Source organism: Salinicola sp. NYA28a (assembly GCF_976982775.1).
In genome coordinates this window covers 1,557,033-1,580,687 of the sequence record NZ_OZ334582.1, presented here as the reverse complement: position 1 = coordinate 1,580,687, position 23,655 = coordinate 1,557,033, and the positions used below count along the sequence as shown (strand labels likewise).

Here is a 23,655-nt window from a genome sequence, read left to right as displayed (position 1 = left end):
TTGATTTTTCTTACAGCTTAAAGCTTATGGCTTACAGCTCCGGGCGAAGCCCGGTGGCTCAGGCGTCGTCGCGCCAGAAATCCCGAATCGACGCGATTCCCTGGGCACCGACACCACGCGCCTGATTGGCGTGATGCCGGGTCATGCCACCCAGCGCGAAGACCGGCATCGCAGCCGTTTCCACCATCTGCTGAAAATCGTGCCAGCCGATGGTCACCGCATCCGGATGCGACGGAGTCGGCGCCAGCGGAGACAGCGTGACGAAATCACAGTCGATCTGGCCGGCCTGAGCGAGCTGCTCATCACCGTGAGTCGACGCTCCCAGCCACTTGTCGGCGGGAATGGGCCGGTGCTTGAGCGCCATGAGCCGCGCGCTGGTCAGATGGATGCCGTCGGCATCGACGCGCTGCAGCCACTCGGGGTCCGCATTGAGCAGCAGCCGGGCGCTATAGCGTCGGCACAGCGCCAGAGTCTTCTCCGCCCGCGCCTGGTAGGCGGCGTCATCCAGCTCCTTGGCACGCAACTGTACCAGGCGGACGCCGTCCTCCTTCAACGCCCGCTCGAGCCGCGCCAGGAAAACATCGTCGTCCGCTTCGGCGGTGATCAGATACTCCTGAGGCAGCGCTACCGCACGGAGAATCGGCATATTGGCTGCCGGGAACGGGTAATTGGGCAGATCGTCGACCTCGACCCAACGTACCGGCTGACCTTCCCGGCCGTACGGATCGCCGTCGTATTCCCGCACCTGCCAGACGTCCAGCAGAATGTGCTTGTCGGCATATTCGTGATGAACGCGGATCAGCGGCTGAGCGCGCACGATCTGGATACCGAGCTCCTCGTTCAGCTCCCGCTTGAGCGCCTCGAGCCCGGTTTCGTAGGGTGCCAGCTTGCCCCCCGGGAATTCCCACAGACCGCCCTGGTCGACAGTCGCCGGGCGTCTGGCGATCAGCACTCGGCCGTCGCCGCGAATGACGGCGGCTGCCGCTACGTGGACCCGTCTTTTGATCATCTTGCTAAGTCTCTCGTACCACTGCAGTGTTTAACCTTGACGCGCGAGGTCGAGATAGCGCGCGACGTCTGGATAGCGTTCAACGTCTGAATTTCGTTAACTACGATAATCCGCGTTGATCGATACGTAATCGTGGGACAGATCCGATGTCCAGACCGTGGCGCTGGCGTCGCCACGACCGAGCTGAATGCGGATGACGATCTCTTCCTGAGCCATCACCCGGGCGCCAGCCTCTTCCGTGTAGCCGTCTGCGCGCCCGCCGTGCTCGACCAGACGCACGTCGCCGAGATCGATGACGATGCGCTCGACATCGAGCTCGTCGACCGGTGCGCGGCCCACGGCGGCCAGAATGCGCCCCCAGTTGGCATCGCTGGCGTAGAGCGCCGTCTTGACCAGCGGCGAATGGGCCACCGTGAACGCCACCGCCCGCGCTTCGTCGACACTGGTCGCCTGCTCGACCTGCAGCGTGACGAACTTGGTCGCTCCTTCGCCATCGCGAATGATCGCCTGGGCCAGGTCGGTCAGCACCGTCGTCAGCGCCTCGCGAAACCGCTGCTCGTCCTCGGGCGACTCGACCTTCGGCCCGCGTCCGGTGGCGATCAGGGTGCAGGCGTCATTGGTGGAGGTGTCGGAATCCACGGTAATGGCATTGAACGACACCCGCACAGCGTCGCGTAGCCATTGCTGAAGCCGGGCTGCGTCGATTGCCGCATCGCAGGCGACGAAGCCGAGCATGGTCGCCATGTTGGGCTGGATCATGCCCGAGCCCTTGCTGATGCCGTTGATGGTAACGGTACCGTCGCTCAGTTCGACCTGCATCGAGGCACCCTTGATACGGGTGTCGGTGGTCAGGATACCCTCGGCGGCCATCTCCCAGCCCGCTTCGCTCAACGACTCCAGCGCTGCCGGCAGGCCGGCGGCAATGCGCTCTACCGGCAGCGGTTCGCCGATCACGCCGGTCGAGAACGGCAGCACCTGATGTGCATCGACGCCAGCGAGGTCCGCCAGCGAGTTGCAGCAGCTTTCGGCATCCTGGCGCCCGCGGGCACCGGTACCGGCATTGGCATTACCGGTATTGACCAACAGATACCGTGGCGCCGTGTGCTGCAGGTGATCCCGGGCGACATGCACCGGGGCGGCGCAAAAGGCATTGCGGGTGAACGTTGCCGCGACCGTGGCGCCTTCCGGCACTTCGATCACCACCAGATCACGCCGATCGGGTTTCTTGATCCCTGCCATCGCCGTGCCCAGACGCACGCCACCAATGGCCGGCATCTCCGGAAATACTGACTTACCTACCGCCATCTCGATTCTCCTTGGCAGACTCGAGCCCGGCCCGAGTCCGAAGCCAACTCAACTCAGCGTGCCGTGGCACTGCTTGTATTTCTTGCCGGAACCACAGGGACACGGGTCGTTGCGCCCGACCTTGGGGCCCTCACGTCGAACCGGTTGCGCGTTGTCATCACCGGACTCGGAGGCGGATTCTTCCCCTTCAGCGGTCTGCTGGGCGGCGGCCACGGCATCTTCATGTACCGACTGACTGGCAGCCTTCTCGCGCTCCAGCGCCTCGCGACGCTGACGTTCGAGATCCTCGACCTCTTCCTGGCGACGGACCTGAACGTGGCTGAGGATACGCGTGACGTCGTGCTTGATGTTGTAGAGCAGCGACTGGAACAATTCGAAGGCTTCGCGCTTGTACTCCTGCTTCGGGTTCTTCTGCGCATAGCCCCGCAGGTGGATACCGCGACGCAAATGGTCCATCGACTGCAGATGTTCCTTCCAGCGGGTATCCAATACCTGGAGCATCACCTGCTTCTCGAAGCGACGCATCATGTCGGCGCCGATCGCTTCGACCTTGGCCAGATACTGTCCACGATGCTGATCCAGCAGACGCTGACGCAGCACTTCCTCGTTGAAGTTGTCGTCTTCTTCCGCCCATTGCACCAGCGGCAGATCGAGATTGAACTCCTGCTTGAGCTGGTCCTGAAGTCCGGCCAGTTCCCACTGTTCCGGCAGGCTCTGCGGCGGCACGTAGTCGGAAATCGTCTGCTCGAGTACCTCGTCGCGAATGCTGGCGATATTATCGGAGATCTCGTCGGCCGCGAGAATGTCGTCACGCTGCTCGTAGATGACCCGACGCTGGTCGTTGGAGACGTCGTCGTACTCCAGCAGCTGCTTGCGAATGTCGAAGTTGCGCCCTTCGACCTTCTTCTGCGCCCGCTCGACGGCATTCGAGACCATCTTGTGCTCGATCGCTTCACCCTCTTCGAGCCCCAGCGCGCCCATCAGACGCTGGACGCGATCCGATCCGAACAGCCGCATCAGGCTGTCTTCCAGCGACAGGAAGAAGCGCGTCGAGCCGGGATCGCCCTGGCGCCCCGCGCGGCCACGCAACTGGTTGTCGATACGGCGAGACTCATGACGCTCGGAGCCGATCACGTGCAGACCGCCGGACTCGAGCACTGCGTCATGGCGCTGTTGCCATTCGGCTTTGATGGCCGCGATCTGCTCCTCGCTCGCACTCTCGAGCTTGGCGGCCTCGGCCTCCCAGTTGCCGCCGAGCACGATGTCGGTACCACGGCCAGCCATATTGGTCGCGAGCGTCACGGCACCGGGGCGGCCAGCCTGAGCGATGATCTCGGCCTCGCTGTCGTGCTGCTTGGCGTTGAGCACGTTATGCGGAATGTTCTTCGCCTGCATCAGCCTGGAGAGATATTCCGAAGTCTCGATCGATGCGGTACCGACCAGCACCGGGCGGTTGGCCTCGCGCTGGGTGTTGACGTCCTCGATGATCGCGTTGAATTTTTCCTCGGCGCTGAGGTAGACCAGGTCGTTCAGGTCCTGCCGCGCCAATGGCCGATTGGTCGGAATGACCAGCACGTCGAGTCCGTAGATGTGGTTGAACTCGAAGGCCTCGGTATCGGCAGTACCGGTCATCCCCGCCAGTTTCTCGTAAAGACGGAAATAGTTCTGAAAGGTGGTGGAAGCCAGCGTCTGGCTCTCGCGCTGGATCGGCACGCCCTCCTTGGCCTCGACTGCCTGATGAAGACCCTCCGACCAGCGCCGCCCCGGCATGGTACGGCCGGTGTGTTCGTCGACGATGACGACATTGCCGTCGGAGACGATGTAATCGACGTCACGGTGATAGAGGCAGCGGGCACGCAGTGCGGAATGGATATGTTGCAACAGGCCCAGATTCTGCACCGCGTAGAGCGAGTCTTCCGCCTTCAGCAGTCCCGCTTCGCGCATCAACTGCTCGACCTGCTGGTGCCCTTCTTCCGTCAGTTCGACCTGCTTCTGCTTCTCGTCGATCAGGAAGTCGCCGGTAGCGGGATCCTCCTCGTCGGTGCACTGCTTGAGCTGCTTCGAGAGCGCGTGAATCGTGCGGTAGAGTTCGACGTTCTCTTCGACGGGACCCGAAATGATCAGTGGCGTACGCGCTTCATCGATCAGGATCGAATCGACCTCATCGATGATCGCGTAGTGCAGCGGCCGCTGCACCTTGTCCTGCAGCGAGAACGCCATGTTGTCGCGCAGGTAATCGAAGCCGTACTCGTTGTTGGTGCCGTAGGTGATATCGCAGGCGTAGGCCTGGCGCTTCGCTTCGTTGGGCTGCCCGGAAGCGATGACACCGACACTCAGACCGAGGAATTCGTAGAGCGGGCGCATCCAGTTGGCGTCGCGGCTGGCCAGGTAGTCATTGACCGTAACGACATGAACCCCCTTGCCGGATAGCGCATTGAAGTACACCGCGAGGGTGCCGACCAGGGTCTTGCCCTCGCCGGTCTTCATCTCTGCGATCCGGCCTTCGTGCAGCGCCATGCCGCCGACCATCTGGACGTCGAAGTGACGCATGCCCAGGACGCGCTTGCTCGCCTCGCGAACCGTGGCGAAAGCCTCCGGCAGTAGCGCATCGAGCTTCTCGCCGTCGGCAAGGCGCTGGCGAAACTCGACTGTCTTGGCCTGGAGCGATGCATCATCCAGCGTCTCGAAGCTGGCTTCCAGGTCGTTGATCGCCGCCACCTGCTTGCGCATGCGCTTGACGTCACGATCGTTCTTGGAGCCGACCAATTTGTGTAGCAATCCGTTCAACATGATCTATTTCCTGCCTGACTCTGTTCCTGCGTAGTACCAAGGCGACGATGCGACGAAAAGCCGGCATCGGCCACCGATAAACTGAGCGTTAGACGATGATCAGGCAGAAACGGGAGGACCACGACGGGAGATGACATCCAGCGCGGCACTGGCGGCGATGAGAGGTGGGGAGTAACCCGGCGACTGGATAAAGGCAGCTGCCCTTTGCGGGTATACGGGACGCTTGGCAGCGACTCGAGCGACGCGTCGGGACTCGGCACGAATGGCCTCCGGGGCCATCAGGTAGACCTGGGTGAGCCGCTCGGCCAGCCGCATGGCTTCGGCATGCATCAGGCCCGCAGGCAGCAGGCAACCGACCAGCACACTGGCCAGCCACCAATGGGCTCGCTGCCGGGGGCGCCATACGGCACCGCGCGGACCGGACTGCGCTTTGGCCGAAGTCATGCTGTCGACGAACTCCGCGTCGTGTTAGGTTTAGCGGGTCTATCCCCACTGCGTGCAAGCCGATGAGTATAAAGGCTAAGCGTTTGCGAGCCCAGCCCGTTTCCCGACTCCTGGAACAACCAGGAGGGCTGGGTGACGTCATGCGCATGGCAACGCTGATCGAACGTGCCCAGAATCACCTGAGACGCCAGCTACCGCCGGACGTGGCCGAACATCTTTATGTCGGTGGCTACCGCAACGGCGTGTTGACGCTGATCACCGATCGCGCCGCCTGGCTGACCTGGCTGCGCTACGAGCAGCCGCGCCTGCTCAAGCTGCTGCATCAACTGCCGGGATTCGAGGCAGTCATGAAATTCTCGTTGAAGGTACGCCCGATCCGGCCGGTAAAGGCGATTCCGCGACAGACGCGGCGCCTGTCGCCGGCCGGCGCCGAGGCACTCACCCATTGCGCGGAAGGCCTGGAGGATTCGCCGCTCAAGCGTTCACTGAATCGGCTGGCATCACACGCCGATGCTACCGCAGAGCCCTGCGACGCCCCCTCCAGCGACGGCCCCGCCTGACGATAACGGCCAATCCCGTCTCGACGACGCGCGCTCCGACCGCGGTAGCGCGGCCATTGGCATCGTTCAGACACGAAAACGCCGATCACAAGATCGGCGTTTTCTCCATCTAATCTCTCACGATCATCAGATCATCACGACATCAATCGATGCTGGTCCATCTCAGGCCATTGCAGGCGCCGCATAGGAGATCGGTGCAGGCTGAGTCGCTTCTTCGAAGGTCACGATTTCGTATGCCTCCGGATGAGCGAGCAGCTCGCGGCAAAGCTGGTTATTGAGGCCGTGACCGGACTTGTAACCTTTGAACTCGCCGATCAAGCTGTGACCCAACTGGTACAGATCGCCGATGGCGTCCAGCATCTTGTGCTTCACGAACTCATCGTCGTAGCGCAAGCCATCCTGGTTCACGATGCGATAATCGTCGACGACGATGGCGTTATCGAGGCTACCGCCCAATGCCAGATTCTGCGACCGCAGAAATTCCAGATCGCGCATGAAACCGAAGGTGCGAGCACGAGAGACTTCCTTGACGAAGGAAGTGGTCGAAAAATCGACGCTGGCCGTCTGCTTCTGCTGCTCGAAGACGGGGTGGTCGAAATCGATCGCGAAGCTGACCTTGAAGCCGTTATGCGGCAGAAACGTCGCCTGCTTGCCGTTATCATTGACGGTGACTTCGCGCTTGATACGAATGAACTGCTTCGGCGCGGCCTGCTCGGCGATACCTGCCGATTGGATCAGGAACACGAACGGGCCTGCGCTACCGTCCATGATCGGCACTTCGGGCGCGCTCAACTCGACATAAGCGTTGTCGATCCCCAGGCCAGCGAACGCCGACATTAGATGCTCGACCGTGGCGACCTTGACGCCATCCTTGGATAGCGCGGTGCATAGATTGGTATCGGTCACGCTCTCTGCGTGCGCCGGGATATGCACTACCGGGTCGAGATCGGTACGCACGAACACGATGCCCGTATTGGGCGCCGCGGGCCGCAGCGTCAGATACACTTTTTCTCCGGAGTGGAGTCCCACGCCTGTTGCGCGGATCGTGTTCTGCAACGTTCGTTGTTTGATCATGAGCATCGACCTGACAGTCAAATAGTTTGGAAACGGTGTTCACTATAACACCAAACCACCGTTTCACCAATCATATTGACGTTACAGAATGATGATGGGCAGTTTAAAGCGCTATCAGTCAGCCTGACGACGCAGGAACGCCGGGATGTCCAGATAGTCATCCATGTCGGAGGTCTTGCGCTTCTCCTGCTGCGACTTCTTCGCTGCAGCTTCCTGCTCAGCGCGCGCCGCCTGCTGACGCATGACCGCCGGCTGCTGCAGTTTGCGATAATCGGTCGTTTCCGGACGGGCAGCCACGGTTTCACGCGGGATCGCCTTCTCTTTCTGCGCATCCAGCCCCGCAGCAACCACGGTCACGCGCAGTTCGTCGGACATTTCCATGTCGATGGCGGTACCCACCACGATGGTCGCATCCTGGGAAGCGAACTCCTGAACCGTCGCACCGACATCATTGAACTCGCCGATGGAGAGATCCGGACCTGCAGTGATGTTGACCAGGATGCCCCGGGCGCCATGCAGATCGATATCCTCGAGCAGCGGGCTGCGAATGGCCTTCTCGGCAGCTTCGCGAGCGCGGTTCTCGCCAGTCGCGGCGCCGGTACCCATCATCGCCATGCCCATCTCCGACATCACCGTGCGCACGTCGGCAAAGTCGACGTTGATGATGCCCGGACTGGTGATCAGTTCGGCGATCCCCTGAACGGCGCCCAACAGCACGTCGTTCGCGGCACTGAACGCCGTCAGCAGACTGGCGTTCTTGCCCAGTACCGACAGCAGCTTTTCGTTGGGAATGGTGATCAGGGAGTCGACGTATTCGGAAAGCTCCTTCATCCCCTCTTCCGCTGCGCGCATGCGCTTCGGTCCCTCGAACGGGAACGGGCGCGTCACGACCGCGACGGTCAGGATACCGAGTTCCTTGGCGACCTGCGCGACGACAGGTGCTCCCCCCGTACCGGTGCCACCGCCCATGCCGGCGGTGATGAAGACCATGTCCGCGCCTTGCAGCATGTCTGCGATGCGATCGCGATCTTCCATCGCGGCCTGACGCCCCACGTCCGGGTTCGCCCCCGCTCCCAGCCCTTTGGTGATCTCGCCACCCAGCTGGAGAACGGTCTTGGCCGCCACGCGCTTGAGCGCCTGGGCATCGGTGTTGGCGCAGATGAACTCGACGCCTTCGATGTTACTCTCGACCATGTGGTTGACGGCGTTGCCGCCGCCGCCGCCGACACCGATGACTTTGATGATTGCACTACTAGAAGGTGCATTATCTACTAGTTCGAACATTGCCCCGTCTCCAAGACCGCTTGCGGCCTGTCAGAAATTTCCTTTAAACCAGCCTTTGAGTCGCTCCAGCGCCGAAACCTCATCCCTGGTTGCGCGCCGGGGAAGTGAGTCTTCCCGTTGAGGCTGGGCTGATACTGCGCGAGAGTGCTTGGCGTCTTTCATACCGTAGAGTAGCAAACCTACCCCGGTCGAATAAATCGGGTTGCGCACCACGTCCGCCAAGCCGCGGACATTGTACGGACAAGCGATGCGAACCGGCATGTGGAATATCTCCTCGGCCAGTTCCACGACCCCCTCCATCCGGGAAGTGCCCCCTGTCAGCACGATCCCGGCTGCTACCAGATCCTCGTAACCGCTGCGGCGCAATTCCTCGCGTACCAGCGTGAAGAGCTCCTCGTAACGGGGCTCGACGACTTCCGCCAACGCCTGACGAGAGAGATCCCGCGCCGGCCGATCGCCGACGCTGGGAACCTTGATCATCTCGTCGCTGCTCGCCAGCTGCGTCAGCGCACAGGCATATTTGACCTTGATGTCTTCGGCGTACTGAGTCGGCGTACGCAGCGCCATGGCGATATCGTTGGTCACCTGATCGCCGGCGATCGGGATCACCGCGGTATGACGAATGGCGCCTTCGGTGAACACGGCGATGTCCGTCGTCCCGCCACCGATATCGACCATGCAGACGCCGAGCTCACGCTCGTCTTCAGTCAGCACCGCGTGACTGGAGGCCAGCTGCTCGAGAATGATGTCGTCGACTTCCAGACCACAGCGTCGCACGCACTTCTCGATGTTCTGAACGGCATTCATCGCCGCCGTCACCAGATGCACGCGAGCCTCGAGACGCACCCCGGACATACCCAGAGGCTCGCGGATGCCCTCCTGGGTGTCGATCGCGAACTCCTGGGGAATGACGTGAAGCACCCGCTGGCCTTCGGAAATGGCCCGGGCACGGGCAGAGTCGATGACGCGGTCGATGTCTGCAGGCGCGACTTCGCGCTCCTTGATCGCCACGACACCGTCAGAATTCATGGAGCTGATATGGCTACCGGCGATACCGACATACACGGAGTGGATATCGCAGCCTGCCATCAGTTCGGCTTCTTCAACGGCGCGCTGAATCGACTGAACGGTTGATTCGATATTGATCACGACACCCTTCTTCATGCCACGAGAAGGATGCGAGCCGATCCCGGCGATTTCCAACCCGCCATCATCAGTGGGCTGCCCCACGATGGCAACCACCTTGGATGTTCCGATATCCAGCCCGACCACCATATTGGAAGCGTTGGATTGTCCTGCCATAGGTCGGGGTCGCTCCTCAAACTTCACCGATAAATCGGATAAAAATGGGTCAATAAAGATTCGGGCTTATTATAGGAACAAGACGACCTTTTTCACCAGCCCATCGTGAAAACAAAAGCCACAGTAAGCCCTTTTTCTTTAAAAAGGAAATAGGAAGGAAGCCTTACCGCTATTTAAGTAACGCTGGCATAACAGAATGCGCCGATAGTCGAGGCCAAGAACGGCGGTCAGCGAGCAAATGCCATCCGTCGTCGGTCGGACTTCTTGCCGGATGAGCCGCGCCGAGATGCCGCCAACCGCGGGACTCAGGCTTGTTTAACTGCCAATGAGTTTCAGACTAATCACTGGAGACCGCGGCCGTTTCACCATGCCTTGCCACCGAAACGCCATTGGGATAACGAAGATCGATGTAGCGAATCTGCGACGCCTCTTCACCCAACTGTCGCTTCCACGCGGCAATAAAGCGAGCCAATCGCGCATCCAGGTCTGCACGCCCGAGAATGACCCAGACTCCGTCATTGACCTGAAAGCGCCAGGCACCGCGAGGCTCCAATCTCAATTGCGTGATGGAAAGCCCCAGCCCTGACAGCGCGCGACGCAGTGAATCATAGTAACCGAGCACTTCTCGTCCCGACCCGGCAGGGCCGCCAAGGTCAGGCAGGCGACGACCGAAATCGGTCACCGGTCCAGGCGAAAAAGGCTGTCCCCGAGTATTGAGTAGAAATTCATCGTTCCAGCGCGCGACCGGCTCCTGTTCGTAAAGCACGAATCGTAGGGTATTGGGCCATTCCCGAGAAACGGTGACCTCTCGCAGCCACCCGATCTCGCGCGCCTCGTTACGCAGGTCGGACAACGACAGGGAAAGCCAGGTGTGACCGCGAACCAGGGGCGCCAATTCCTTCTGCAGGTAATTCGCACTCACGTAGTTCAAGTCGCCACTGATCGACACGCGAGCGATGGGCTTGTCCAGCCACAGCCACAGCGCTCTGCCGCCGGCGCCGATGAGCACCACGATCATGAGCACGCCGAGCAGCGTTCCCCGCGCACTGGAATTCATGACGTCCGCCCTGCCCTCGAGCTGCCATGAAGCCGACCGACGGCTCCGAACCTCTTAGCCAGACGCGCGCCTTTGGACAGGATCGCCACACTCAAAGGGCCACCTCGTCGAGTCTCAACGCACTGTGTGCCAGCGCCTGCGCAATGCCGCCGATATCGCCGGCGCCCTGAGTGATCAGGATGTCCCCGGGGCGCAGCACCCGCGCGAGAATATCCGGCAACGCCGATTTTTCCTCGATGAACAGCGGATCGACCTGACCGCGCTGGCGAATGGATCCTGCCAGCATCTTGCCTTCGGCACCGGGGATCGGTGCTTCACCAGCGCTATATACATCGAGCAGCAATAACGTATCGACCCCGGAAAGCACCCTGACGAAATCTTCATAAAGATCCCGGGTCCGGGTATAGCGGTGCGGCTGATAGACCATCACCAGGCGTCGTTGCGGCCAGCCGGCGCGCACCGCACGGATGACCATCTCCACCTCCCGCGGATGATGGCCGTAGTCGTCGACGAGCATCACCTCGCCACCCTGCGGAAGCGGGTAGTTTCCATGAACCTGAAACCGTCGGCCAACCCCCCCGAACGATGCCAGCCCCTTGACGATATCGTCGTCGCTGACACCGGCATCGGTAGCGACGGCAATCGCGGCGAGAGCGTTCAAGGCATTGTGAGTGCCAGGCATGGCCAGCGTGATGGTCAGCGGCTCGAGTCCCTCGGGTCTTTCCGCGACGAACCGGATGGCACCGGCCGTCTGCTCGAAATCCCGCACGCGAAAATCGGCCTCTTCACTGAAGCCGTAGGTCACGAACTGGCGCTGAACCTGGGGCAGCAATTCACGCACGTGATCGTCGTCGAGGCACAGCACGGCGCGACCGTAGAACGGCAGATTGTGCAGGAATTCGATGAAGGTCGTCTTCAATCGCGTGAAGTCGCCATCGTAGGTCGCCATGTGGTCGGCGTCGATATTGGTGACGATCGCCGTCATCGGCTGCAGGTGCAGAAAGGACGCATCCGATTCATCGGCCTCGGCAACCAGAAAGTCGCCGGACCCCAACCGCGCATTGGTACCCGCACTGGTCAGCTTGCCGCCGATCACAAAGGTGGGATCGAGCCCCGCCTCGGCGAACAGCGTCGACAGCAGGCTCGTGGTCGTGGTCTTGCCGTGGGTGCCGGCAACCGCGATGCCGTGACGAAAGCGCATCAGCTCGGCCAGCATTTCGGCACGTCGCACCACCGGCACGCGACGCTCGCGCGCCCACTGGATTTCCGGATTGGTCAGATCCACCGCCGTCGACACCACGATGACATCGGCCCCTTCGGCATTGACCGCCGCGTGACCGATGGCGACCCGAATGCCGCACTCGCGCAGATGATGAGTGACGGTCGACTCACGCAGGTCACTGCCGCTGACCTCGTAGCCTTCGTTGGCCAGGACTTCGGCAATGCCGCACATGCCCGCCCCGCCGATCCCGACGAAATGAATGCCTCGAATGCGTCGCATGCCGAGATGCGAGCGCGCGGGACGCGTCTGAATGCTATCGCTCAAAACCGATCTCCATGCAGCCGTCGACAAGACGTTCGACGGCATCGAGGTGAGCCACCCGGCGTGCCTGGCTCGCCATACGCGCCAGCACGTCCGGCTGCAAAAGTGACTCGAGCGCCGCCTGCAAACGTTCAGGGGTGAGCTCGGCCTGCTGTATCAATTGCGCGCCGCCGGCCTCGACCAGATGACGCGCATTATGTGTCTGATGGTCATCCACCGCGTGGGGGAAAGGCACCAGCAAGGAAGGCTTGGCGGCCGCCGAAAGCTCGGCGATGGTGAGCGCGCCGGCCCGGCACACGATGAGATCCGCCCAGTCGTACGCGGCAGCCATGTCATCGATGAAAGCGCTGACCTCTGCCTCGACACCCGCCGTGCGGTAGCCTTCTCGCGTGACCTCGTCCTTGTCGCGCCCGGCCTGATGACGAACCAGCGGACGACACGAGGCGTCCAGCGCCGACAGTGCAATCGGCAGCTTCTGATTGAGCGACTGCGCGCCCAGCGACCCCCCAAGCACCAGCAGCCGCAGGGCGCGATCGTTCATCTGCTCCGCCGTTCTGGGATGCTCGCCCAGTGCGGCGATATCCGCACGTACCGGATTGCCGACCACCTGGGCCTTTCCGACGGGGAAAGCACCGGGGAACGCCGCGTAGACTCTGGTCGCCAGACGCGCCAGCGACCGATTGGTCAAACCGGCAACCGCGTTCTGCTCGTGAACGACCAGCGGCTTGCCGGCCAGGCGTGCCGCCAGCCCACCGGGACCGCTGGCGAACCCACCCAGACCGACCACCAGTTGAGGGTCGAAGCGCCGGATCACCTGACGCGACTGTCGGATGGCTCGCGTCAGTCGCCACGGGATCGACAACCAGCCGGCCAGCCCGTTGCCGCGCAGGCCGGCCACGTCGATTCGGTTCAGCGCGATGCCGGCCTCGGGAACGAGACGATTTTCGATTCCCCTCGGACTCCCCAGCCACTCCACCGCCACGCCGCGCTCGATCAGCGCCTTGGCCAGCGATAGCGCCGGGACGACATGCCCTCCCGTACCGCCAGCCATGATCAGTACACGTTTCAGTTCACTCATAAAGTCGGTTCCACTGCTTCGCTCGGGGACTTGGCGTTGTCGCCGGTTTCCGTTGCGGGCTCAGGCCGACGCTGTAGCCGCCTGACCTCGACATCGACGCGGAACAGAATCGCCATCATGATCCCGCTGATGATGAGGCTCGAGCCGCCGTAACTCAGCAGGGGCAGCGTCAGCCCCTTGGTCGGCAGCATGCCGGAACTGACCGAGATGTTGATGAAGGCCTGCGCACCGATGACGAGCGCGATGCCGTAGCAGAGGTAGGCCGCAAACGGAATGCCGGCCAGCTCCGCCTTGCGCCCGATGCGAAAGGCACGGAACACCAGCAGCGCGAACAGCAGGATCACGCCCACGGCGCCGAACAGCCCCAGTTCCTCGGCCAGCACGGCGAACACGAAGTCGGTATGTGCTTCGGGCAGATAGAACAGCTTCTGGACACTGTTACCCAGCCCCAGGCCGAACCAGTGGCCGCGACCGAAGGCGATCAGCGCCTGGGTCAGCTGGTAGCCGGTGTTGTACTGGTCCGCCCAGGGGTTGGCGAAGCTGGTGATACGCTGCAGGCGATAGGGTTCCGCCACGGCCAGCATGACCGCGCCCGACCCGACGACGACCAGGATCAGCAGGAACCGCCACAGCGGCGCCCCCGACAGCAGCAGCATCCCCATGACGCAGCCGGTCAACACCACGACGGCACCGTAGTCGGGTTCGAGGATCAGCAGAAAGCCGATCAGCGCCATCACCGCCAGCGGGCGCATGAAGGCGCCCCAGCTTCGGCGCACCTCGGGCAGGTAACGCTCCAGATAGCCTGCGATGTAGACGATCAGGCACAGCTTGGCGACTTCCGAGGCCTGGATATTGATGATGCCGAGCGGAATCCAGCGCCGACTGCCGTTGATCTCGCGACCGACGACCAGGACCACGAACAGTAGCAGCAACGCCACGATCAACATCATCGGACCTTTCTGACGCCACCAGTCCAATGGCAAACGCACGGCAAACAGCCCCACCCCGATCGATGCGAGCACGAAAATGCCATGTCGGATGCTGAAGTAGTAAGGGTTGCCGGTCAGGCTTGCCGCGATTTCGGTGGAAGCGGAAGTCACCATCACCCAGCCGATCAACATCAACGAAAGCGTCGCCAGCAGCAGCCAGCCATCGAACGCCTGATGCCGCGTGGTCAGTCGCTCCTGCGAGGTCTTCAACATCGCCTTCAGCATGCGGCTTCCTGCCCTGGTTCGAGCGGTCCTTGATCAAGAAAGGCGCGGAACGCCTCGCCACGCGCCAGATAATTGGGAAATTGATCGAGACTGGCACAGGCCGGCGACAGCAGCACGCAGTCCCCCGCCTCGGCGATCGAGGCCGCCCGCTGCATGGCCTCGGCCAGGGTATCGACGCGATGTGTCGCCACATGTGGGGCCAATGCCGCCACCAGCTGCGGCGCATCCTGGCCGAAGACGATCGCCTCGCGAGCGTATCGGGCCAGCGGCGCGGCCAGCGGCGTAAAATCCGCCCCCTTGCCGATGCCGCCCCCCAGCCAGATCAGTTTTCCAGCCAAGGTCTCGCCCAGTCCGGCGATGGCCGCCAGCGTCGCGCCCACGTTAGTGCCTTTGGAATCGTTGATCCAGCGAACGCCGCCGCGCTCGGCAACTATCTCGCCGCGATGCGGCAGCCCGGCAAAGTACCCCAGTACCTGACGCATGACCGCCAGCGGCAGCCCGATAACATGCCCGATCGCCATCGCGGCCAGTGCATTGGCCTGATTGTGACGTCCCGCCAGACGCAGCTCGCTGACCGGCATCAACGGCCGCTCGCCGTGGCACAACCACTCGCCCGACTCGAGAGGCGATATGCCCCACATCCCGTCCGCGGGGGCCTTCGTCGTGAAGCGCTCGCAGGGTATCGACGCATCCTCCGGCCAGGTCGCCTCGTCTTCGGCATTGACCAAGACGTGCCTGGCCTTGTCGAAGATCCGCGACTTGGCCTGCCGGTAACCGGCCATGTCACCATGCCGATCGAGGTGATCGGCGGACAGGTTGAGGAAGGCGGCGCACACCGCGCCCAGCCCCTCGAGCGTCTCGAGCTGGAAACTCGACAGCTCCAGCACGAACAGTTCGGCATCGGGATGATCGATCAGCAGATCGAGCGCCGCGTCGCCCAGGTTGCCTCCCACGGCGACCCGCTTGCCGGCCTGCCGCGCCATGTCGCCGACCAGCGTGGTCACCGTGGACTTGGCGTTCGATCCGGTAATGGCGACTATCGGCGCCTTGCAGTGACGTGCGAACAGCGCGATCTCGCCGATGACGCGCTCCCTCACCGCGGCCAGCCCGGACTTCTGCAGATCCACGCCGGGGCTGACGACGATCTCGGAGAACGCCTGCAGATCCAGCGCCTCGAGATCGCCCAGATGGATATCTACCGTCGGGAATGCCTCGCGGAAGGCCTCGATCCCCGGCGGAGCGGTGCGGGTATCGGCCACCACGAAGCGCTCCCCCCGGTGCTGCAGAAAGCGGGCGATCGCGCGGCCGGAGATCCCCAGCCCGACGACCAGCCACGGAGCCCCATCTCGACGATGAGGCTCCGGCGGGCGATGCATTGACGGGGTGGAATGCACGGAATCGCTCATGGCATCAACGCAGCTTCAAGGTTGCCAGGCCCAGCAGGACCAGCATGACGGTAACGATCCAGAAGCGCACGATCACTCGCGGCTCCGGCCAGCCTTTGAGCTCGAAGTGGTGATGCAGGGGCGCCATGCGGAAGATGCGACGCCCGGTCAGCTTGTAGGAGCCGACCTGGAGAATGACGGAGACCGTTTCCATGACGAAGACGCCACCCATGATGAACAGCACGATCTCCTGGCGCACGATGACCGCGACGATACCCAGCGCCGCGCCGAGCGCCAGCGCGCCGACATCCCCCATGAAGACCTGGGCGGGATAGGTATTGAACCAGAGGAATCCGAGCCCCGCGCCGGCGATGGTGCCGCAGAATACCGCCAGTTCGCCGGCGCCCGGCACCTCGGGAATATGCAGGTACTCGGCGAAAACGGCGTTACCGCTGGCATAGGCGAAGACCGCCAGCCCCATCGCAACGAGCACGGTCGGCATGATCGCCAGGCCATCGAGGCCATCGGTCAGATTGACCGCGTTGGAGCTGCCGACGATGACCAGGTAGCTCAGCACGATGTAGAACAGGCCCAGCGGAATCACCACGTCCTTGAACAGTGGCACGATCAGGCTGGTCTCGACCGGGCTCGCCGCGGTGAAATAGAGAACCAGCGAGGCGCCGAGGCCGATCACCGACTGCCAGAAGTATTTCCAGCGCGCCGGCAGCCCGCGAGGATTCTTTTCCACTACCTTGCGGAAGTCGTCGACCCAGCCGATGGCACCGAACCCCAGCGTGACCGCCAGCACCACCCAGACGTAGTGGTTGGTCAGGTCGCCCCAGAGCAGCGTGCTGACGGCGATGGAGATCAGGATCATGGCGCCGCCCATGGTCGGCGTGCCTGCCTTGGACAGGTGTGATTGGGGGCCGTCGTCGCGCACTGCCTGGCCGATCTGGCGTTCGACCAGACGGCGAATCATCTGCGGTCCCATCCACAGACTCAGGAACAGCGCGGTCAGCGTCCCCAGAATCATGCGCAGGGTCAGATACCCGAATACGTTGAAAGCACTATGGAAATGGGTCAGCAGTTCAGCCAGAAAAAGCAGCATGAGTCGGATTCACCTTGAGGCATCATCACGCAGTGCGGCGACGAGTCGTTCCATGCCGGCGCTGCGCGATCCCTTGACCAGCACGCTGGCCCGGGAAGGAAGCTGATCCTGGGCAAAGCGCACGAGCGCTTCCCAGTCATCGAAATGATGACCTTCGTCACCGAAGGCCGCGGATGCGGCACGCGCGGGCTCGCCGTACGTGCCCAGAAAATCGAGTCCGAGGTCGCGGGCCGAACGGCCGACCTCAGCGTGCAGACGCTCGCTGGCCTCGCCCAGTTCCCCCATCGCGCCGAGGAAACACCAGCGCGGCGACGGCAGTGACGACAACGCCTCGAGCGCCGCTCGCATCGCGCCGGGGTTGGCATTGTAGGTATCGTCGATCAAGCAACTGCCGCGAATGCCGCCGACCACCTGCATTCGCCCCGCCATGCTGCGGCAGGCTTCGAGTCCGGTCGCGATTTCCGCCGCGCCGAAACCCAGCGCATGCGTGGCCGCCGCCGCCGCCAGCGCATTGCGTACGTTGTGACGCCCCATCAGCGACAGCCCGACGCGTACCGATGCCTCGCCCGGCAGGCAAAGCGTAAAAGCATAACGCCCGGCCGAGTCGCAGACCAGATCACGGGCGGTGACACTGGCACCGTCATCGATGCCGTAGTCGACGACCCGGGCGCGCCCGGCCAGCGCCCGCCAGACGGAAAAATAGGCTTCGTCCCGATCGAGAACGGCATAGCCATCGCTGGAGAGACCCGCCAGGATTTCTCCCTTGGCCTGGGCTATCTGTCCCATGCCGCCGAACTCGCCGACATGCGCCCCCGTGACGTTGGTGATGATCGCCACCTGCGGTTTGGCCAGCGCCGTCGTCCAGGCGATCTCTCCCAGATGGTTGGCCCCCAGCTCGATCGCCGCATAGCGATGCTCGGCGGCGAGTTCGAGCAACGTGAGTGGCGCGCCGATGTCATTGTTCAGATTGCCCCGCGTGGCCAGCGTCGGCGCCCGCCGGCTCAGTATCGAAGCCAGCATCTCCTTGACCGAGGTCTTGCCACTGTTGCCGGTCACCGCGATCAGTTGTCCGTCCCAGTCGAGCCGATGCGCGCGGGCCAGCAGACCCAGCGCCAGGCGTGTGTCGGGCACGACGATCTGTGCCAGCGAATCGGTTACCGGATGATCGACGACGGCGCCGACCGCGCCTTTTTCCCGCGCCTGGGCCAGGAATTCATGGGCATCGAACCGCTCCCCCCGCAGCGCGACCAGCAGATCGCCGGGGCGGAGTGCTCGCGTATCGGTGACGATTCGCGAGACCGCGGTATCCGACCCTTCGAAAGACGCACCGAGCCGCGCAGCAACGGTGCTCAACCCCTCGCTCATGCGGTTTTCCCCTTTGCCCGGCATAGCGCCGTCGCGATGTCGATATCACTGAACGGGTGGCGCACGCCGTCGATCTCCTGATAATCCTCGTGGCCCTTACCGGCAATCAATATGATGTCGTCGGCGCCGGCAGCCTCGATGACGCGCTCGATCGCCTGCCGTCGGCCATCGACGGACCAGGCCGTCTCTTTTGCCGAAAGCGACAAGCCGGCCACGATCTGGTCACGAATGCGGCTCTGATCTTCGCTGCGCGGGTTGTCGTCGGTGACGACGATTCGATCGGCGAGCGTTTCGGCCACGGCAGCCATTAGCGGGCGCTTGCCGCTGTCGCGATCACCGCCGCAGCCGAACACGCACCAGAGCTGGCCGCCTTTCCGGCTCGGAAGATGTGCGCGCAGTGCCGAGAGCGCATTCTCCAGGGCATCAGGGGTATGAGCGTAATCGACCACCACGACAGGCCCATCGCCATCGGCCGCCCCCGGCAGCCGCTGCATGCGCCCCGGCACCGGCTGGAGCCGGGACGCGGCTTGCCATAGCGAGTCCAGCGAATAGCCCAGCCCATAGAGCGTGGCGATCGCCGACAGCGCATTGTCGAGATTGAAACGCCCCATCAACGGCAATTCGAGGACGCCTTCGTTCTCCGGCGTCGCGACGATGGCGCGCAGTCCATCGGGCAACGCCTCGCAATCGACGACCCGCAAGGTCGTCGCCTCGCTGCTGCCGGTGGCCAATACCCGGACGCCGTCCGGTAGCCCCGCCAGCATCAGCCGCGCGAGCGGGTCGTCGCCATTGGCGATCGCCAGCTTCAGCCCGTCGCGCTTGAACAGCCTGGCCTTCGCCGCCGCGTAAGCCGCCATGCTGCCGTGGTAATCGAGATGATCGCGGCTCAGGTTGGTAAAGACCGCCGTATCGATTCGCGTATCGCCCAGCCGCTCCTGCGCCAAGGCATGCGACGACACCTCCATCGCCACGACTTCGACGCCCTCGCTCGCCAGTTCGCCGAGCATCTGCTGCAGCGCCAACGGCCCCGGCGTGGTCTGCAGCGCGGAACGCACAGCACCGGGCCGGCCATACCCCAGCGTACCGATGACGCCGGCCGGCGTACCCAGCGCCTCCAGCAACGCGGCGATATAGTGAGTCACCGAACTCTTGCCGTTGGTGCCGGTGACGCCGATCACCGTCAACGATGCCGGCACGTCGAACAATCGACGGCCCAGCGCAGCCAACTGCCGTCTCAAACCCGGCAGCGCGAGGATTCGTTCGTCACCCTGCCATTGCGGATCGAGCCCGTCGGCCTCGCACAACACGCCCGCGGCACCGGCCCCGAGCGCATCGGCGATGAATTGTCGCCCGTCCGCGCTGACGCCCGGCACCGCCAGGAACAGATCGCCCTCCTGCAGTTGCCGGCTGTCGAGGCACAGGGTCGAATCGGCAGCGGCAGGAAGCCAGGACGCCGACCGCTCGGGGCGAGCGATCTCCGGCCATAGCGAGGTCAGCGCGTCGGCCAGTCTTGCGGTATCGATCTTCATGGCGAGGACTCCTGTTCCGCCGCCTTGGGCGGCGCATCGGGAGGCACGTCCAGCAGGCGCAGGGCACTACCGACGACGCGACTGAACACGGGGGCGGCGACCAGGCCACCGTAGTAATCCCCCTTCTTGGGGTTGTCGATCATCACCACCGTGACGATACGCGGATTGGAAGCCGGGGCAATACCGGCGAACAACCCGCGATATTCGACTTCCTGATAGCCCGTGCTGGTCACCTTGCGTACCGTGCCGGTCTTGCCCGCGATCTGGTAGCCCGGCACCATCGCCAGATGCCCACCAGCGTTGGGCTGGACGATCTTTTCCAACATCGCCAGCAATTCATGGGCGATACGCGGCGACATGACCTGCTCGCTATCCGGCTCGCCATTGAGCTTGAGCAGCGACGGAGACAGACGCTTGCCATCGTTGGCGATGGCCGTGTAGGCGCTAGCCAATTGCAGCGGGGTGACGGCGACACCGTAGCCGTAGGCCATGGCCGCCTGGGCGCTGCGCGGAAGATTGGTCGTGGAAGGCAGGCTGCCGCTGTTTTCACCGGGGAAGCCGGTTCCGGGCGGCTGTCCCAGACCCAGTTCGCGGTAGCGATTCCAGATGGCATCCTGAGGCAGCGACAACGCGATATGCGACATGCCGATATTCGATGAGTGAAGCAGAATTCCCGCCGGCGTCAGCTTGCCGTAGTTGCGGAAATCCCGAATGGTGTAGCCATCCACCACCATCCAGCCCGGCGAGGTGTCGATGATGCTCTCCGGCGAGAACTGGTCGGACGCCAGAGCCGCCGACATGGCCAGCGGCTTCATCACCGAGCCGGGCTCGATGGCGTCGGTAATCGCCTGGTTGCGCAACCCGCGCACGTCGACGTCGCTACGGTTGTTGGGGTTGTAGGATGGCAAATTCGCCATCGCCAGCACCTCGCCGGTCCGCGCATCCAGCATCACCAGCGAACCGCCGTCGGCATCGTTCTTGCGAATCCCCGCTGCCAGTTCTCGGTACGCCATGTACTGCAGACGCAGATCGATCGACAACGTCAGATCGCCGCCCGGCTTGGCTTCCTCGATCAGGTGCAGATCCCGAACCAGCCGCCCTTTGCGATCCTTGAGCACGCGCCGCTTGCCGGGCTGACCGGTGAGATAGCGATTGTAGGCGAGCTCGAGCCCTTCCTGCCCCTTGTCGTCGACGTTGGTCACGCCGACGAGCTGCGCCGCCACTTCCCCCGCCGGATAGTAGCGCTTGTACTCGTCGCGGGCGTAGACGCCAGGCATCTGCAGATCGAGCACCGGCTTGGCCGCAGCCGGCGTGAGCTGACGCCGCAGATACATGAATTCGTGATCCGAGTAACGCGCTATGCGTGCTTCCAGCTGCTGAGGGTCGACCTTCAGCGCCTTCGCCAGCAGCGTCTGCTGGATGGGATCCTGGGGGAGTTCCTGCGGGTTGGCCCACAACGTGATTACCGGCGTCGAGATCGCCAGGGGATCGCCGTTGCGATCGCTGATCATTCCGCGATGAGCGCCAATGGACTCGACACGCAGCGTGCGGGCGTCACCCTGATTCTGGAGGAAACTGCGGTCGATCACCTGAAGATAGACAACCCGTCCCACGAGGGCGGATAGCGCCACCAGGATGATGAACAACATGAACCAGTAGCGTCCCGCCCCCAGTGGTGCATTCGGCCGGCGTCTCCTGTCCGTGGCAGCGCGTCTCGCCGCACTCATGGATGGATCACCTTGACTTCATCGACGCTCGGTACGCGCATGTTCAGACGCTTGCTGGCCAACGACTCGATCCGTGCCGGCGACGACCAGGTACTCTCCTCGAGCAGCAGGCGCCCCCACTCCGTCTGCAGGGAATCCCGCTGATTCTCCAGCTTCTGCAACCGTGCATACTGTACCCGGGTCAAGTGAGACGTGCTGATGATGGCCAGCGCCGTCACCAGCACGGCGATGGTCACGATGCCGAGCAGTGTGGCGCGGAACCCCGGACGCCGGGCGAACGGCCAGTCACCGGTCTCCAACAGGCTGCGTCGTCGTCCTTGAACGGCCATGTTGCTCCTTATCTCAACTTCTCGACGGCAGGTCCCAGCTTCTCGGCGATGCGCATGACTGCGCTGCGCGCGCGCGGGTTCGCATCGACCTCGCTCTCACTGGCACGCATTGCCTTGCCTACCGGTTTGAGCCGCTTGTTGAGTTGATCCTCGCGAATGGGCATGCCACGAGGCAAATGCGTATCCCCGCGAGACTGATCGCGAATGAAACGCTTGGCCAGTCGGTCTTCCAGCGAGTGAAAACTGATCACTACCAGGCGTCCTCCCGGCGCCAGCGCATCCAGCGCGACGTCCAGGGCGCGTTCCAGTTGGCCCAGCTCGTCATTGAGATGGATACGAATGGCCTGGAAGACCCGCGTGGCGGGGTGCTTACCCTTTTCCCAGGCGGGATGCGCCGCCTTGACGACCTCGGCGAGTTGATGGGTCCGTTCGATCGGAGCCTCACGACGGGCCGCGACGATGGCCCGCGCGATGCGCTTGGCGAAACGCTCTTCTCCGTAGGTCTTGAAGATCCGCGCCATTTCCTGGTCGTCGGTGCGCGCGACCCATTCGGCAGCGCCAATGCCCGAGGTCGGATCCATGCGCATGTCCAGCGGACCATCCCGCAGAAAGCTGAATCCGCGTTCGGGGTCGTCCAACTGCGGGGAAGAAACACCGACATCAAGAAGAATGCCGTTCAAACGGCCATGGACACCGCACGCCTCGGCATGGCGGTCCAGTTCGCCAAATACGCCACGGCATACCGTCAGTCGCGAGTCGTCGATCTCGGCGGCAACTGCCAGCGCGGCAGGATCGCGGTCGATCGCGATCAGGCGCCCATCCTCGTCGAGACGGGAGAGAATCGCTCGAGAGTGACCACCACGGCCAAAGGTGCCATCGAGATAGACACCGGAGGGGGACTGCACCAACGCCTCCACGGCTCCGTCGAGCAGCACGCTGGTATGGCGAAAATCGGCGCGATTCGCCGCACCGCCTTGGGGTGCTTCTGGAGCGTTGTCGCGGTGCTGCATGAAGATCTCGGTGTCGAACGGCGGAAATCGAAAGAAAGAGGGAGCCGGCCGATAAGCCGGGTTCTGTCTAAGACAGTCATTCATCTAGGAAACGCGTCGCCACGTTTCTCAAGCAACCTACCCGGATCCAGCGCGGGCCGCGCCAAAGGATCCCTATTTGGTCTTGCTCCAGGTGGGGTTTACCGTGCCACGCACTGTTACCAGGCGCGCGGTGCGCTCTTACCGCACCCTTTCACCCTTACCGGCAGCGAATCGCTGCTTAGGCGGTCTACTCTCTGCTGCACTAGCCGTCGGCTTGCGCCGCCCAGGCGTTACCTGGCACCTTGCCCTATGGAGCCCGGACTTTCCTCCCCCGGCAATGCCGGCGGCGACTGTCTGGCCGACTCCCAAGCGCGCAAGAATAGCAGCCCCCCGTGACCCTCTCAAGACAGCATTGCCGCGTTGAGCAAAAGCCGTTGTCATCGGCACGAAAACGTCGCGTAATGCCGACAGTTTCAGACCCGCGGCAGCCCGAAACTCATCTGTGGAAACGTGGCAGATCG

19 protein-coding genes and 1 other RNA gene are annotated in these 23,655 nt (G+C 63.1%); 1 reads left to right on the top strand and 19 read right to left on the bottom strand.

What is annotated here, in order from left to right:
* Nucleotides 1-58: 58 nt before the first annotated feature.
* The 4 genes from ACWHY3_RS07140 to ACWHY3_RS07125 all read right to left on the bottom strand — a co-directional run bounded on the left by ACWHY3_RS07140 (nt 59) and on the right by ACWHY3_RS07125 (nt 5,548).
* Nucleotides 59-1,009, bottom strand: a complete 951-nt coding sequence (locus ACWHY3_RS07140) for a Nudix family hydrolase (RefSeq protein WP_448127909.1) — start codon at nt 1,007-1,009, stop codon at nt 59-61.
* Nucleotides 1,010-1,105: 96 nt separating this feature from the next.
* Nucleotides 1,106-2,314: a bifunctional glutamate N-acetyltransferase/amino-acid acetyltransferase ArgJ gene (gene argJ / locus ACWHY3_RS07135; RefSeq protein ID WP_448127908.1), complete on the bottom strand. Its 1,209-nt coding sequence runs from the start codon at nt 2,312-2,314 to the stop codon at nt 1,106-1,108.
* Between the two features lie 48 nt (nt 2,315-2,362).
* Nucleotides 2,363-5,104: a preprotein translocase subunit SecA gene (secA, locus tag ACWHY3_RS07130; protein ID WP_448127907.1), complete on the bottom strand. Its 2,742-nt coding sequence runs from the start codon at nt 5,102-5,104 to the stop codon at nt 2,363-2,365.
* A gap of 99 nt (nt 5,105-5,203) precedes the next feature.
* Nucleotides 5,204-5,548: a hypothetical protein gene (locus tag ACWHY3_RS07125; protein ID WP_448127906.1), complete on the bottom strand. Its 345-nt coding sequence runs from the start codon at nt 5,546-5,548 to the stop codon at nt 5,204-5,206.
* A gap of 146 nt (nt 5,549-5,694) precedes the next feature.
* Between ACWHY3_RS07125 and ACWHY3_RS07120 the strand changes: the two genes are divergently transcribed.
* Nucleotides 5,695-6,108, top strand: coding sequence for a DUF721 domain-containing protein (locus ACWHY3_RS07120; protein WP_448127905.1), 414 nt, complete (start codon nt 5,695-5,697; stop codon nt 6,106-6,108).
* Nucleotides 6,109-6,270: 162 nt separating this feature from the next.
* On the opposite strand, the gene lpxC is transcribed toward ACWHY3_RS07120, so the two are convergent.
* The 15 genes from lpxC to rnpB all read right to left on the bottom strand — a co-directional run bounded on the left by lpxC (nt 6,271) and on the right by rnpB (nt 23,500).
* Entirely contained in the window at nt 6,271-7,182 is a 912-nt protein-coding gene (gene lpxC, locus ACWHY3_RS07115) for a UDP-3-O-acyl-N-acetylglucosamine deacetylase (protein WP_087718107.1), read from the bottom strand.
* A gap of 114 nt (nt 7,183-7,296) precedes the next feature.
* On the bottom strand, nt 7,297-8,466 hold the full coding sequence (ftsZ, locus tag ACWHY3_RS07110; protein WP_087717905.1) for a cell division protein FtsZ: 1,170 nt from the start codon (nt 8,464-8,466) through the stop codon (nt 7,297-7,299).
* Between the two features lie 30 nt (nt 8,467-8,496).
* A complete protein-coding gene (gene ftsA / locus ACWHY3_RS07105; RefSeq protein ID WP_303854233.1) occupies nt 8,497-9,768 on the bottom strand; it encodes a cell division protein FtsA in 1,272 nt (423 codons plus the stop codon).
* A 337-nt stretch (nt 9,769-10,105) separates the two neighbouring features.
* The gene (locus tag ACWHY3_RS07100) at nt 10,106-10,825 is read right to left on the bottom strand and encodes a cell division protein FtsQ/DivIB (RefSeq protein WP_448127904.1); all 720 of its coding nucleotides are present in this window, start codon (nt 10,823-10,825) and stop codon (nt 10,106-10,108) included.
* Between the two features lie 91 nt (nt 10,826-10,916).
* Entirely contained in the window at nt 10,917-12,326 is a 1,410-nt protein-coding gene (murC, locus tag ACWHY3_RS07095) for a UDP-N-acetylmuramate--L-alanine ligase (protein WP_448128144.1), read from the bottom strand.
* Nucleotides 12,327-12,360: 34 nt separating this feature from the next.
* On the bottom strand, nt 12,361-13,446 hold the full coding sequence (murG, locus tag ACWHY3_RS07090) for an undecaprenyldiphospho-muramoylpentapeptide beta-N-acetylglucosaminyltransferase (RefSeq protein WP_448127903.1): 1,086 nt from the start codon (nt 13,444-13,446) through the stop codon (nt 12,361-12,363).
* Complete coding sequence (ftsW, locus tag ACWHY3_RS07085) at nt 13,443-14,660, bottom strand: putative lipid II flippase FtsW (RefSeq protein ID WP_448127902.1); 1,218 nt, start codon at nt 14,658-14,660, stop codon at nt 13,443-13,445. Before ftsW ends, murG begins: the two co-directional genes overlap by 4 nt.
* Nucleotides 14,654-16,036: a UDP-N-acetylmuramoyl-L-alanine--D-glutamate ligase gene (gene murD, locus ACWHY3_RS07080; protein ID WP_303854251.1), complete on the bottom strand. Its 1,383-nt coding sequence runs from the start codon at nt 16,034-16,036 to the stop codon at nt 14,654-14,656. The genes ftsW and murD overlap by 7 nt, the downstream gene beginning before the upstream one ends.
* Before the next feature lie 34 nt (nt 16,037-16,070).
* Nucleotides 16,071-17,153, bottom strand: coding sequence for a phospho-N-acetylmuramoyl-pentapeptide-transferase (mraY, locus tag ACWHY3_RS07075; protein ID WP_087717911.1), 1,083 nt, complete (start codon nt 17,151-17,153; stop codon nt 16,071-16,073).
* A gap of 9 nt (nt 17,154-17,162) precedes the next feature.
* Entirely contained in the window at nt 17,163-18,518 is a 1,356-nt protein-coding gene (locus ACWHY3_RS07070; RefSeq protein ID WP_179208817.1) for a UDP-N-acetylmuramoyl-tripeptide--D-alanyl-D-alanine ligase, read from the bottom strand.
* Nucleotides 18,515-20,047, bottom strand: coding sequence for a UDP-N-acetylmuramoyl-L-alanyl-D-glutamate--2,6-diaminopimelate ligase (locus tag ACWHY3_RS07065; protein ID WP_448127901.1), 1,533 nt, complete (start codon nt 20,045-20,047; stop codon nt 18,515-18,517). The genes ACWHY3_RS07070 and ACWHY3_RS07065 overlap by 4 nt, the downstream gene beginning before the upstream one ends.
* On the bottom strand, nt 20,044-21,774 hold the full coding sequence (locus ACWHY3_RS07060; RefSeq protein WP_448127900.1) for a peptidoglycan D,D-transpeptidase FtsI family protein: 1,731 nt from the start codon (nt 21,772-21,774) through the stop codon (nt 20,044-20,046). Before ACWHY3_RS07060 ends, ACWHY3_RS07065 begins: the two co-directional genes overlap by 4 nt.
* Nucleotides 21,771-22,103, bottom strand: coding sequence for a cell division protein FtsL (gene ftsL / locus ACWHY3_RS07055; RefSeq protein WP_087717915.1), 333 nt, complete (start codon nt 22,101-22,103; stop codon nt 21,771-21,773). The genes ACWHY3_RS07060 and ftsL overlap by 4 nt, the downstream gene beginning before the upstream one ends.
* Before the next feature lie 8 nt (nt 22,104-22,111).
* Complete coding sequence (gene rsmH, locus ACWHY3_RS07050; protein ID WP_448127899.1) at nt 22,112-23,113, bottom strand: 16S rRNA (cytosine(1402)-N(4))-methyltransferase RsmH; 1,002 nt, start codon at nt 23,111-23,113, stop codon at nt 22,112-22,114.
* 36 nt (nt 23,114-23,149) lie between these two features.
* An RNA gene (rnpB, locus tag ACWHY3_RS07045) (RNase P RNA component class A) lies at nt 23,150-23,500 on the bottom strand.
* Nucleotides 23,501-23,655: the final 155 nt, after the last annotated feature.